Origin of the sequence: Caballeronia sp. INML2 (assembly GCF_023631365.1) — a bacterium.
GTDB classification, from domain to species: Bacteria; Pseudomonadota; Gammaproteobacteria; order Burkholderiales; family Burkholderiaceae; genus Caballeronia; species Caballeronia turbans.
This window is the reverse complement of sequence record NZ_JALQDH010000046.1, coordinates 262,653-274,103: the sequence shown is the minus strand read 5'-3', so window position 1 is coordinate 274,103 and position 11,451 is coordinate 262,653. Positions and strand designations below refer to the sequence as shown.

The window sequence follows — 11,451 nt, the reverse complement described above, 5'->3', positions numbered from 1 at the left end:
CCCGCACCCCCGCCCCCACCCCCCCCCCCCCCCCCCCACCCCCCCCCCCCCGCGCGGCGGCCGGGGGCCCCCCCCCCGCCCCCCCCCCCCCGCCCCCCCCCCCCCCGCCCCCCCCCCCACCCCCCCCCCGGCGCGCCGGGCGCGCGTGCGTATGAAGTCTTCGTCAAGTGCTTCGAGGCGGGCGTGCTCGTGCGCTATACGGGCGATATCCTCGCGTTCTCGCCGCCGCTCATCATCGAAGACGATCAGATCGACCAGATCTTCGGCACGGTGAGGAAGGCGCTGGAAAGCGTGAAATAAGCGGCTTTCTCGTCGAGCCGACAGCCCGGTTCCTCGCGACGAGGCACCGGGCTTTTTTCTTTCATCGCTCCATGACGAGCAACGTCGATGTCGCCGATGCGAACAATCTGCCGCTCGCATCCCTCAAGGTCGCTTCGGCGAACGCGGCGCGGCGTCCGATCGACAGCACGCGACCCTCCGCGCGCAGCAAACCCGTATCGCGCGTGAGCGCCTTGTGATACGCGACCTTCAACTCGAGCGTCGTATAGGCTTGCGTCGCGGTCAGGCACGAATGCACCGAGCAGCCGCACGCGGAATCGAGCAGCGTCGCCGCATAGCCGCCGTGCACGGTGCCGATCGGGTTATACGCGTGATCGCCGGGCACGCCCACGAACACCGCCCTGCCCGCCTCCACTTCGATGAACTCGAAATCCAGCGACACCATGATGCCCGGCTTGCGTGCGCACGCGATCAGCTTGCGCAGTTGCGCGAGGCCGTCGAGGCCGGCGGCGGTTTCTTCGATCAGGCTCATTTCGTCGTCTCCGTTTTTTCGCTGGCGGTCTTGATTACGTCGTCGTCGCCGGTCACGCTCCAGCCGCCGCCCAGCGAGCGATAAAGCGCCACCGCCGCGAGCGCGTGTTCGCGTTTCGATTGATTCAGCGCATCGGCGTCGCGCAGATAGGATTGCTGGGCGTCGAGCACATCGAGAAAACTGGCCGCGCCGCCCTTGTACAACTGCGTCGAGAGCGTCAGCGACTGGCCCGATGCAGAGAGCGCATCGGTCAGGCGCGCGGTCGATTCGGTCGTGCTGACGAGATCGCTGCGCGTATCCTCGACATCCTTCAGGGCTTCGAGCATCGTCTGACGCAGACGCAGTTCCGATTCACGCATCTTGCTCTGGTTCTGCTCGATCTGCGCCGTGATGCGCCCGGCGTTGAAGATCGGGCTCGTCGCGTTGAGCGCGGCCGAGAACAGGTTGTCAGTCAGCGTCGGCAAGCCGAGATACGACGATGCGAGCAAGCCATCCGACAGTCGAAGCGAAAACTTCGGATAGCGCTCCGCACGCGCGACCCCGACTTCCGCCGCGCGCTGCTGCACGGTCGCGTACGCGACGAGCACATCGGGACGGCGCAACAACGCTTCGGACGGCAACATCTGCGGCGCGCCGCTCGCGGGCACCGGAATGACGGGCGCCGCGCCCGGATTCGCGAGCATCAGCTTGTCGATGGATTCCGGCGTGCGTCCCGAATACACCGCGATCAGGCTCAACTGATGCTGAATCGTCGCCTGCGTGCGCGGTACGCGCGATTGCAGATCGCTCAACTGATTCTGCGCCCGCGCGACATCGAGCTTCGTCGAGAGACCGTATTGCAGACGACGTTGCGTGAGCTTCAACGCGCGCTCGCGAATCTCCAGGTTGTCTTGCAGGATCTTCAGTTCGGCTTGCGCCCAGCGCAGATCGACATACGCGGCGGCCGTGTCGGCGGCGAGCGCGAGCCTGATGTGATCGGCCGCGTGTTCACGCCCGACGAGCTGCGCCTGCGATGCGAGCAATTCCAGGCGCTCGCCGCCGAACACATCGGGCGTCCAGCTCAACGTCAGGCCGAAGCCCGCCTGCTTCACATAGCCGAGCGGCGGCGGCGTGTTCTGGCGCGAGTACGATCCGCCCGCGCCCGCATCCAGTTGCGGCAGCAAGGCCGCGCGCCGTTGCGTCGTGAGCGCCTCCGCCTGCTTCACGCGCTCGACCGCCGCCTGAACATCGAGGTTGTCGTTCAACACCGACGCGACCAGTTCATGCATGACCGGATCGTTGAACTGATTCCACCATGTAGCGGGATCGACGGCCTGTTTCGGCACATCGACACTCCAGTCCGCGGGCGCGGTCGCGTTCACGGTCGCGGGAAGATCGGCGTGCGTCTCGGGCTGCACGGCGCACGCGGCGAGCGTCAGACATGTCACGCCTGCAAGTATGTGGGCGAGAAGTTTCTTCATGATCGAAGCATCCGGTTCAATGCGCATCCGAGGAAGGCGGCGCGCTCGTGATCGGCTTGGCGAACATCACCGTCATCAGGCCGAAAAGAAAGCACAGGGCGAGCACGTAGAAGCAATCGGCGAAGGTCAGCACGAGGGCTTCGCGCATCACGAGCGCATGCAGCGATGCCAGACCCGCCTGCGACGCATTCAGCGCATCGCCCGCGACGGATGCCAGATGCGCGGAGCTGCGCGAGAGCAGATCGTCGATGACAGGCCTGCCGATCGTCACGTTCTCATTCAGGCGCAGGTAATGCAGGTTGAGGCGATCGTTGAGCATCGTCGCGCTCACCGCGATGCCGATCGCGCCGCCGAGATTGCGCATCAGATTGAAGAGCCCGCTCGCCGACTTGAGCCGCGACGGCGGCAGCGAACCGAGGGCCATCGTCACGATGGGCGGCACCGCGAATTGCTGACCGATGCCGCGCAGTGCCTGAGGAAGAAGGAACTGTTGCCAGCCCCAGTCGTGCGTCAGCGGCGTATAGAAGTAACAGCCCGCGCCAAAGCAGAGCAGCCCGAATGCGAGCAGCACGCGCATGTCGATGAAACGCGACGCGAAACCGTACACGCCGATGGAAAGCAACTGGAAGCAGCCGACCGACAGCAGCGCGAGACCGGTATCCAGCGAATCGAAGCCCCGCACGCGGGCGAGAAACACCGGCGTCAGGAACACCGACACGAAGATGCCGATGCCCGTCACGAACGACAGCACACTGCCGATCGCGAAGTTGCGCACGGCGAGCGCACGCAGATCGACGATCGGGTCCTTCGCCGTGAATGCATGCACGAGGAACAGGAATCCGCAGATCGCCGAAATCCACGTACACGCGATGATCACCTCATCGCCGAACCAGTTCTTGCGCGGCCCTTCCTCGAGCACGTATTCCAGACAGCCGAGAAAGCCCGACATCAACACGATGCCGAGATAGTCGCCTTTTTTCAGCAGCGAAAGATCGGGCGCATCGACATGCACGTACTTCGGCACGAGCAGCGCGACGACGAGACCCGGCACGACGTTCAGATAGAAGAGCCAGTGCCACGACCATTGATCGGTGATCCATCCGCCGATCACGGGTCCGATCGCGGGCGCGAGCGACGCCAGCGCGCCGATCGTGGTCGATGCAATCAATCGCTGCTTGCCGGGAAAGAGCACGAACGCGGTCGTGAACACGGTCGGGATCATCGCGGCGCCGAGCGCGCCTTGCAGGCCGCGAAAGAGGATCATCGAGTTGATGTCCCAGGCCATGCCGCACAGCATGCTCGTGATCGTGAAGCCGACCGCCGAGGCAACGAAGAGCCAGCGCGTGGAGAACACTTTCGAGAGCCAGCCCGACATCGGAATGACGAGAATTTCCGCGATCAGATACGACGTCTGCACCCAGGACAGCTCATCCTGGCTCGCGGACAAGCCGCCGCCGATATCCTTCAGCGACGAGGCCACGATCTGAATATCCAGCGTCGCCATGAAGAAGCCGAGGCACATCAGCGCGAACGCGAACACGCGCTGTTTTATCGGCTGGCTCGCGGGATCGGAGGGAATGGTGTGGGTCATCGCCGCGCTCCTCAGCCGTTCGACTGCTTGCCGAGATGAACCTTGACGGTCGCCGAAAGGCCGGGACGCAGGACCGATTCCATGCCCTTCGGCACATCGAGACGGATGCGCACGGGCACGCGCTGCACGATCTTCGTGAAGTTGCCGGTTGCATTCTCCGCCGGCAACACACTGAAGGTGGCGCCCGTGGCAGGCGCGAGACTGTCGACGTGGCCGGTGAGCGGCACGCTCGATGCGTCCAGCTCGATGTCCGCTTCGTCGCCCGCGCGCATCTTCTTCAGCTGGTCTTCCTTGAAGTTCGCATCGACCCAAAGGCCGCTGGAAGGCACGATGGTCAGGAGCGAAGTACCGACGTTCGCGAGCACGCCCACGCGCGCCGTGCGATTGCCGACGTAGCCATCGACGGGCGAGCGGATCGTCGTGTACTCGACATTCAGTTGCGCGACGCGGCGTGCCGCTTCGGCCGTCGCAACGCGCGCCTGGGCATCCGCGATCTGCGCTTCGATCACGCTCGACTGGCGCTTGGCCGCCACCAGCGACGCGCCGCTTCGATCCACCGCCGCCTGCGCCTTCGTATAGTCGGCGTCCGCGCGTTCGACGATCTGGTTCGACACCGCATCGTCCTTCACGAGCTCGCGATAACGCGAGCGATCCTGTGCGCTGCGCGTGAGTTCCGCCGACGAAGCGCGCACTTCCGCCTGCTGCTGGTTGATGACGGCCGCCTGCAACGCATCCTTCGCCTGCAACTCGATCACCGCCGCACGCGCGCCCGCCAATTCGGCGTCGGCTTGCGCGAGGCGTGCGTCGTAGTCGCGCGCATCGAGGCGGATCAGCACCTGTCCGGCCTTCACGCGCTGGTTGTCCTGCACGAGCACATCGGTGACGAAGCCGTTGACCTTCGGCGCGAGCACCGTGACATCGCCGCCCACGTAGGCATCGTCGGTCGTCTGAACGAAGCGCAGCACGAGCGCCCACCAGGTCGCCGCGGCGATCAGCGCGAGCCCGACCAGCCCGAGCGCGAGCAGCATCCAGGGAATCTTGCGCGCCGGCCGCGCGAGGGCCGGCGCCGCGACCGATGGAATATTCGTCGTAGGTGTCGTCATTTGTGGTTATAGTGCATATGCACAATCTGAATTGAAGAAAGGGCAAATCCGCTGCCCGTCATAGCCCGGAAGACTAGATGTGCATATGCACCACGTCAACCGTCACGGCGCGCACGAATGAATAACGCTGGCGGAAAGAATCGCGGCGAGCCTTGCGTCACAAGGCTTGCAGGCCAGTTTTTGGCTCGCCGGACAGCACGCCTTCGTCGGCGCAAAAGCGCACCGCATGCTCGACGAACGCGCGCACCTTGGCCGGCAGGAGCGCGCGCGTGCTGTAGGCGATGCGAATCTCGATGGCGGAATCGACGCGCTCATACGCGTCGAGCAGCGTGACGAGCCGCCCCGCCCCGACTTCCTGCGCGATGAGCGCCGTCGGCAACACGCCGATGCCGAATCCCTGCAGCACCATCTCGCGATTGAACACCGCGCTGTTCGACGCGATGTCGTGATCGAGCGGCACGCGCAATTCCTCGCCGCCGATGCGAAACGTGAGCGCGGGCTTGCGGATCGACGGCGACATCGGCACGAACACATGATCGACGAGTTCGGACGGGTGACGCGGCGCGGGACGCTGCGCGAGATACGCGGGACTCGCGACGAGGACGAGCGGAATGGTTTCGAGCAGGCGCGTGACGGCCGTATCGGTGGAGAGCATGAACGGCAGCACGATCGCGAGATCGTAGCCCTCGCCGACGAGATCGATGGGCCGCTCTGTCAGCGTCACGTCGAGGCGCACCTGCGGATGCGCGCGCCGGAAACTCGCGACGAGCGGCGCATAGCGGCTCGTCATCACCGTCGTGTGCGCCACGAGCCGCAACAGCCCCGTCGCCTCGCTCGCGCGGTTCGATGCGCGCTCTTCCATCGCCTGGAGTTCGTCGAGCAGGCGCGAGCAGTCGGAGAAGAAGCGTTCCGCGGTCTCGGTCAATGAAATCTGCCGCGTCGTGCGATTGAAAAGCCGGCTGCCGAGTCGCTCTTCGAGGCCCGCGATCGCGCGCGACACGACGGGCGGCGACAAGCCGAGTATGTCGGCCGCACGCGCGAAGCTCTTCGCTTCGACCACCGTGCAAAACACCTTCAGGCTCGTCAGATAGTCCATGTGCGTGATCGTGATGCGCGCGCAGAGCCTCGATCATGGCATGAAGCGGCTGCCTTCGCACGATGAGACGATCGCGCGGCTTAACGAGCCGCGCGAGCATTCACGCGAAAGACGCATGCGCCTAAAGTTCGATCCATGCCATCGCGATGGCCAACCACTGAACGAAGGAGCACACCATGTCACGTCTATCCCAGATCAACGTCAACGAAGCAACGGGCGCTACCGCCGACCTTTTCGCCGCCATCAAGAAGGCCGCCGGCCGCGTGCCGAATGCTTACGCGACCATCGGCACGCACAGCCCCGCCGCGCTCGGCGCCGCGCTCAACGGCGATGCGATTCTCGCGAAGAGCAGCCTCGACAAGGCCGACGTCGAAGCGATCAAGCTCGCCGTCAGCGAACTCGTGGGTTGTGACTACTGTGCCGCCGCGCACACTGTCGTCGGCAAGATGGTCGGGCTCTCGCAACGGGAAACGCAGCAGATCCGCGCGGGCGAAGCGACCGGCAATGCGAAGCGCGACGCGCTCGTGCGCTTCGTGCGGCACGTCGCGGGTTCCACCGGCACGGTCGATGCGGCGCGTCTGAATGAAGTGCGCGAAGCGGGCTACACGGAGGCGCAAGTCATCGACACGCTGTTCGCGATGAGCGTCATCAACTTCACGAACCTCGTGAATCGCGTGAACGACACGACGCTCGACTTCCCGGCGCTCGTCTGAGCTACGCCGAGCCCTTGGTCAACCGGTCGATGACGGAACTCACGAGATCGACCGGCACCGGAAAGATGATCGTCGAGTTCTTGTCGCCGGCGATCGACGTCAGGGTTTGCAGATAGCGCAGTTGCATCGCCTGCGGCGCCTGCGCGAGCATCTGCGCGGCCTGCAAGAGCTTTTCGGACGCCTGCAACTCCCCTTCCGCATGAATGATCTTCGCGCGGCGCTCGCGCTCCGCTTCGGCCTGTCGGGCGATCGCGCGGATCATCGTCTCGTTGATGTCGACGTCTTTGATCTCGACGTTCGATACCTTGATGCCCCACGCGTCGGTCTGCGAATCGAGCACACGCTGAATGTCGGCGTTGAGGCGCTCGCGCTCGGACAGCAGTTCGTCTAGCTCGTGCTTGCCGAGGATCGCGCGCAGCGTGGTCTGCGCGAGCTGGCTCGTCGCTTCGAGAAAGCGGGCGACCTGGATCACCGCCTTCTCCGGATCGACGACACGAAAGTACACGACCGCATTCACTTTCACCGAGACGTTGTCGCGCGTGATGACGTCCTGCGGCGGCACGTCGAACACGACGGTGCGCAAGTCCATGCGCACGACCTGCTGCACGACCGGAATGATCAGCACGAGCCCCGGTCCTTTCACTTTCCAGAAGCGGCCGAGCATGAACACGACGCCGCGCTCGTACTCGCGAAAGATGCGCACCGCCGATGCGACGATGAAGATGACGAACGCAATCAGGATGCCGCTGAAACCAAAGGTAAGCCCCATTTTCCAAGCCTCTTCGTCGATGTGTTCAGGAATGACCGGCCTCGCGTTCGCCGTCGATCGGCTCGACGGTCAGCGTCAGGCCTTGACGCGAGATCACGCGCACGCGCGCGCCTTCGTGCGGCAACGCCCGCGACGCGGCCGGCTGCACGCGCCATCGTTCGCCCCGCACGCGCGCCCAGCCGCTTTCGGACTCGTGCGCCAGCATCACGCCGATGCTGCCGAGCATCGCTTCGCCGCCGCTCACGACAGGCCGCTTGCGCGCCCGCAACGCGACGCCCGACACGGTGAAAACGAACAGCGCCGTGAAAAGCGCGAGCCCGATGACGACGCCGATGGGAATGCCGAAGCCCGGCACGTCCGTATCGATCAGCATGAGCGCGCCGATCGCGAACGCGATGACGCCGCCGATGCCGAGCGAGCCGAACGTCGGCAGAAACATTTCCGCGACCAGAAAGCCCATGCCGAGCACGATCAAGCCGAGTCCGACGAAACTGATCGGCAATAGTTGCAGAGCAAACAATCCGACGAGCAGGCAGATCGCGCCCGCCACGCCCGGCAGCACCATGCCGGGATTCGCGAACTCGAAGAAGAGCCCGTACATGCCGATCATCATCAGAATCAGCGCGACGCTCGGGTCCGTGATCGTCGCGAGAAAGCGGCTGCGCCAGTCGGGTTGCACGACGACGAGCGGCGCGTGTTTCGTCGCGAGAACGTGATCGCCGCTCACGGTTTTGACACGACGGCCGTCGAGCTTGGCGAGCAGGTCGGGAACATCGTTGGCGGTGAGGTCGATGACGTTCTGCGCCAGCGCTTCCGTCGCCGACAGCGCGACCGCCTCGCGCACCGCGCGCTCCGCCCATTGCGCGTTGCGTCCGCGCAGTTGCGCGAGGCCGCGGATGTAGGCGGCGGCGTCCTGCATCTGCTTGCGGGTTTCGGTCGATTGCCCGGCGGGTTCGGCGCGTGCGCCCGATGCGGCCTTGCCCGTGCCCGCCGGCTCGCGCTCCGGTCCGCCCAAGCCGAGCTGCACCGGCGACGCCGCGCCGAGGTTCGTGCCCGGCGCCATCGCCGCGACGTGGCTCGCGTAGGTGATGTACGTGCCGGCGCTCGCCGCACGCGCACCGCTCGGCGCAATGAACGCGGCCACCGGCACCGGGGACGCAAGGATCGCCTGGATGATCGAGCGCATCGAGAGATCGAGCCCGCCCGGCGTATCGAGTTCCAGCACGGCGAGCTGCGCGCGCTCGTCCGCTGCCCGGGCAAGCGCGCGCACGACGAAATCCGCGCTAGCCGGGCCGATCGCACCCTTCAGCGGAATCACGACGACCGGCGCGGTCGCGGCGGCGGGCGCGCTCATCGGCGCGAGTGCAAACCCGATCAGCAACAGCGCGCAGCGTGCGCAAGTCCACAGCCAGTCGGCGAGGTTCGTTCTCATCGGCGAAAACCGGGCGCGCGCGTGCGCGGCGGTTCCTCGTTTGGTCTCTCTTTTAGCTTAGGTCAATTGCGAAATCACGGCCGCCGTGTCGTGCGATCGATGACTTTTTCGACATCGGCCGTCTCACCGAGTGCCGACACGAAGCGCGCCGTGTCGAAATCGCGCGACACGCAGCCGTCGAGATAGATGAAGCGGCGCTGCAGCGTGAGCCAGAGGCTCGTCTTCTCGCGCCATTGCAGCGACGCGTTCAGCGAATTCAGGCGGCGCGTCACGCTTTCGGCGATCTCCTTGTCGTAGAGATAGCTGTTCGAAAGGCGGCAGCGGCCCGCGATCCAGCAGCTATTGCCGCGCTCGATCCGGTAATGCGCTTCCTCCAGCCATTCGTGCGGGGTTTCGAACGGGCCGCGCGGCGCGGCGCAATCGGCGATGGCGCTCGATACGTGCAGGAAGGGATCGTTGCCGCGATTCTCGCGTTCGTCGTCGGCGGCGCACGTGAGCGACGACGCCGCCAGCACGACGATGAACGCGAGCGTTTTTCTCTCTGAAAGCATTCGGACCATCGTGCGCGCCTTGCATCGAGCCATCGTCCAGACAGCATAGTTCATGGAATCGGAACGAACCGGCGCGCGGGAAGCCGGTAAACTCAGGAGGCGGCGCATCGCCCATTTCTCGCACCGAGACCGACATGAAACAGGCACTCCACCATCTGACGGTCGCGACAGGCTCGCGCGGCCTGCACGAAGTCACCCGCGACATCGACCGCTGGATCGATCTTCAGGACATTCGCACCGGCCTGCTCACGCTGTTTTGCCGGCATACGTCGGCATCGCTGCTGATTCAGGAGAACGCCGATCCCGACGTGCGCGCGGACCTCGAGCGCTACTTCGAGGCGGTGGCGCCCGAAGCGCCCGGCCGCTACGTGCACGACACCGAAGGCCCCGACGACATGCCCGCGCACCTGCGCACCGCCCTCACCTCCGTGCAGCTTTCGATTCCCGTCGAGGCGGGCCGCATGGTGCTCGGCACGTGGCAAGGCATCTACATCTTCGAGCATCGGACGGCGCAGCATCAGCGCGAGCTCGTCTTGCATCTGATCGGCGAGTGACCTAATATACGCACCGCGTATATTCAGGGAGCGGTGACGGTGACTCAGGACCTTCAGCAGCAGACGATTCTTCGTGACGCCATGCGGCGTCTGAACATGACCCGCGATGCCTTCGCGTCGCGCATCGGCGTGACACGGCGGGCGCTCGATACGTGGCTGCTGCCGGACGAATCGCCGGAATCGCGGGCGATGCCGGAAATTGCGGCGCGCTATGTCGGCGAGATTCTGGGCGGCATGCCGGAAGCGGGTACATATACGCAAAGCGCATATCAGACAATCGAATTCGAAGGCCGCCCGCAACTGCTCTCGATCGACCAGTTTTCGCGCGAATCCGCCGAGGCGCTGTTTCGCACGGCCGACATGATGCAGCCCATCGCGCGCCGCAAGAAGATCACGCGCGTACTGGAAGGCGCGGTGCTGGCCAACCTGTTCTTCGAGGCCAGCACGCGCACGCGAGTGAGTTTCGGCGCGGCGTTCGCGCGTCTCGGCGGCTCGGTCTGCGACACCACGGGATTCACGTTTTCGTCGATGGCCAAGGGCGAGTCGATTTACGACACGAGCCGCGTCATCAGCGGTTACGCGGATGCGATCGTCGTGCGGCATCCCGAGCAAGGCTCCGTCGCGGAATTCGCGCGCGCGACGAACATTCCTGTCATCAACGCCGGCGACGGTCCGGGCGAGCATCCCAGCCAGGCGCTGCTCGATCTCTACACGATCCAGCGCGAGTTTTCGCGTCTCGGGAAGATCGTCGATGGCGCGCATATCGCGATGGTCGGTGACCTGAAGTACGGCCGCACCGTGCATTCGCTCGCCAAGCTGCTCTCGCTTTACAAGGGGCTGAAGTTCACGCTCGTCTCGCCGCGTTCGCTCGAAATGCCGGCGCATATCGTCGAGCGCATCGCGCGTGGCGATCACGTGATCGAACAAACGAGCGACCTGCGCGCGGGGCTCGCGGGCGCGGACGTCGTGTACGCAACGCGCATTCAGAAAGAGCGTTTCGCCGACGAACCCATCGAAGGTTATACGCCCGATTTTCAGATCAACCAGGCGCTCGTCGATGATGCGTGCGGACGCGATACGCTCATCATGCATCCGCTGCCGCGCGACAGCCGCCCAGGGGCGAACGATCTCGCCACCGATCTGAATCACGACTCGCGCCTCGCCATCTTTCGCCAGACCGACAACGGCATTGCCGTGCGCATGGCGATCTTCGCGGTGCTGCTGGGGGTCGAGCATCAGGTGCGTCATTCGATGCGCGACGCGGCGTGGAAGTCGCCTGCTTCCATCGGCCCGGACGATGCCGTGTTCCCGGGTTTCGATTGATACGTTTTTTACACGCCGCGGCGCTCTCTTAGCGTGACGTTGACGAAA

11 protein-coding genes and 1 pseudogene are annotated in these 11,451 nt (G+C 65.0%); 4 read left to right on the top strand and 8 right to left on the bottom strand.

The window, feature by feature from the left end:
* Window positions 1-120: 120 nt before the first annotated feature.
* Window positions 121-300: pseudogene (locus NCT32_RS15985) on the top strand (aspartate aminotransferase family protein); the annotation flags it as partial.
* 61 nt (window positions 301-361) lie between these two features.
* On the opposite strand, the gene NCT32_RS15980 reads toward NCT32_RS15985, so the two are convergent.
* The 5 genes from NCT32_RS15980 to NCT32_RS15960 all read right to left on the bottom strand — a co-directional run bounded on the left by NCT32_RS15980 (window position 362) and on the right by NCT32_RS15960 (window position 6,061).
* The gene (locus tag NCT32_RS15980) at window positions 362-811 is read right to left on the bottom strand and encodes a PaaI family thioesterase (protein ID WP_061116034.1); all 450 of its coding nucleotides are present in this window, start codon (window positions 809-811) and stop codon (window positions 362-364) included.
* On the bottom strand, window positions 808-2,271 hold the full coding sequence (locus NCT32_RS15975; protein WP_061116127.1) for an efflux transporter outer membrane subunit: 1,464 nt from the start codon (window positions 2,269-2,271) through the stop codon (window positions 808-810). Before NCT32_RS15975 ends, NCT32_RS15980 begins: the two co-directional genes overlap by 4 nt.
* A gap of 16 nt (window positions 2,272-2,287) precedes the next feature.
* Complete coding sequence (locus NCT32_RS15970) at window positions 2,288-3,862, bottom strand: DHA2 family efflux MFS transporter permease subunit (RefSeq protein WP_061116035.1); 1,575 nt, start codon at window positions 3,860-3,862, stop codon at window positions 2,288-2,290.
* An 11-nt stretch (window positions 3,863-3,873) separates the two neighbouring features.
* Window positions 3,874-4,965, bottom strand: a complete 1,092-nt coding sequence (locus NCT32_RS15965; RefSeq protein ID WP_061116036.1) for an HlyD family secretion protein — start codon at window positions 4,963-4,965, stop codon at window positions 3,874-3,876.
* Window positions 4,966-5,122: 157 nt separating this feature from the next.
* Entirely contained in the window at window positions 5,123-6,061 is a 939-nt protein-coding gene (locus tag NCT32_RS15960) for a LysR family transcriptional regulator (RefSeq protein ID WP_061116037.1), read from the bottom strand.
* Window positions 6,062-6,237: 176 nt separating this feature from the next.
* Between NCT32_RS15960 and NCT32_RS15955 the strand changes: the two genes are divergently transcribed.
* Window positions 6,238-6,774, top strand: a complete 537-nt coding sequence (locus NCT32_RS15955; RefSeq protein WP_061116038.1) for a carboxymuconolactone decarboxylase family protein — start codon at window positions 6,238-6,240, stop codon at window positions 6,772-6,774.
* A 1-nt stretch (window position 6,775) separates the two neighbouring features.
* Here the strand turns inward: NCT32_RS15955 and NCT32_RS15950 are convergent, their stop codons facing one another.
* From NCT32_RS15950 to NCT32_RS15940, 3 genes are all read right to left on the bottom strand, one after another.
* A complete protein-coding gene (locus NCT32_RS15950; protein WP_061116039.1) occupies window positions 6,776-7,543 on the bottom strand; it encodes a slipin family protein in 768 nt (255 codons plus the stop codon).
* Window positions 7,544-7,568: 25 nt separating this feature from the next.
* Window positions 7,569-8,975 carry a nodulation protein NfeD gene (locus NCT32_RS15945; RefSeq protein WP_061116040.1) on the bottom strand — a complete coding sequence of 469 codons (1,407 nt, stop codon included), beginning with the start codon at window positions 8,973-8,975 and terminating at the stop codon, window positions 7,569-7,571.
* A gap of 74 nt (window positions 8,976-9,049) precedes the next feature.
* Complete coding sequence (locus NCT32_RS15940) at window positions 9,050-9,535, bottom strand: hypothetical protein (RefSeq protein ID WP_061116128.1); 486 nt, start codon at window positions 9,533-9,535, stop codon at window positions 9,050-9,052.
* A 125-nt stretch (window positions 9,536-9,660) separates the two neighbouring features.
* On the opposite strand from NCT32_RS15940, the gene NCT32_RS15935 reads away from it, so the two are divergent.
* Together NCT32_RS15935 and NCT32_RS15930 are read left to right on the top strand one after the other, a co-directional pair.
* Window positions 9,661-10,080, top strand: coding sequence for a secondary thiamine-phosphate synthase enzyme YjbQ (locus tag NCT32_RS15935; RefSeq protein WP_061116041.1), 420 nt, complete (start codon window positions 9,661-9,663; stop codon window positions 10,078-10,080).
* Window positions 10,081-10,161: 81 nt separating this feature from the next.
* Complete coding sequence (locus tag NCT32_RS15930) at window positions 10,162-11,403, top strand: aspartate carbamoyltransferase (RefSeq protein ID WP_061116042.1); 1,242 nt, start codon at window positions 10,162-10,164, stop codon at window positions 11,401-11,403.
* The last annotated feature ends 48 nt before the right edge of the window (window positions 11,404-11,451 follow it).

What these genes read in the sequence shown, in the direction of transcription:
- NCT32_RS15980 (WP_061116034.1), bottom strand. Translation starts at nt 811, where the DNA reads ATGAGCCTGATCGAAGAAACCGCCGCCGGCCTCGACGGCCTCGCGCAA.
- NCT32_RS15975 (WP_061116127.1), bottom strand. Translation starts at nt 2,271, where the DNA reads ATGAAGAAACTTCTCGCCCACATACTTGCAGGCGTGACATGTCTGACG.
- NCT32_RS15970 (WP_061116035.1), bottom strand. Translation starts at nt 3,862, where the DNA reads ATGACCCACACCATTCCCTCCGATCCCGCGAGCCAGCCGATAAAACAG.
- NCT32_RS15965 (WP_061116036.1), bottom strand. Translation starts at nt 4,965, where the DNA reads ATGACGACACCTACGACGAATATTCCATCGGTCGCGGCGCCGGCCCTC.
- NCT32_RS15960 (WP_061116037.1), bottom strand. Translation starts at nt 6,061, where the DNA reads ATGGACTATCTGACGAGCCTGAAGGTGTTTTGCACGGTGGTCGAAGCG.
- NCT32_RS15955 (WP_061116038.1), top strand. Translation starts at nt 6,238, where the DNA reads ATGTCACGTCTATCCCAGATCAACGTCAACGAAGCAACGGGCGCTACC.
- NCT32_RS15950 (WP_061116039.1), bottom strand. Translation starts at nt 7,543, where the DNA reads ATGGGGCTTACCTTTGGTTTCAGCGGCATCCTGATTGCGTTCGTCATC.
- NCT32_RS15945 (WP_061116040.1), bottom strand. Translation starts at nt 8,975, where the DNA reads ATGAGAACGAACCTCGCCGACTGGCTGTGGACTTGCGCACGCTGCGCG.
- NCT32_RS15940 (WP_061116128.1), bottom strand. Translation starts at nt 9,535, where the DNA reads ATGGTCCGAATGCTTTCAGAGAGAAAAACGCTCGCGTTCATCGTCGTG.
- NCT32_RS15935 (WP_061116041.1), top strand. Translation starts at nt 9,661, where the DNA reads ATGAAACAGGCACTCCACCATCTGACGGTCGCGACAGGCTCGCGCGGC.
- NCT32_RS15930 (WP_061116042.1), top strand. Translation starts at nt 10,162, where the DNA reads ATGCGGCGTCTGAACATGACCCGCGATGCCTTCGCGTCGCGCATCGGC.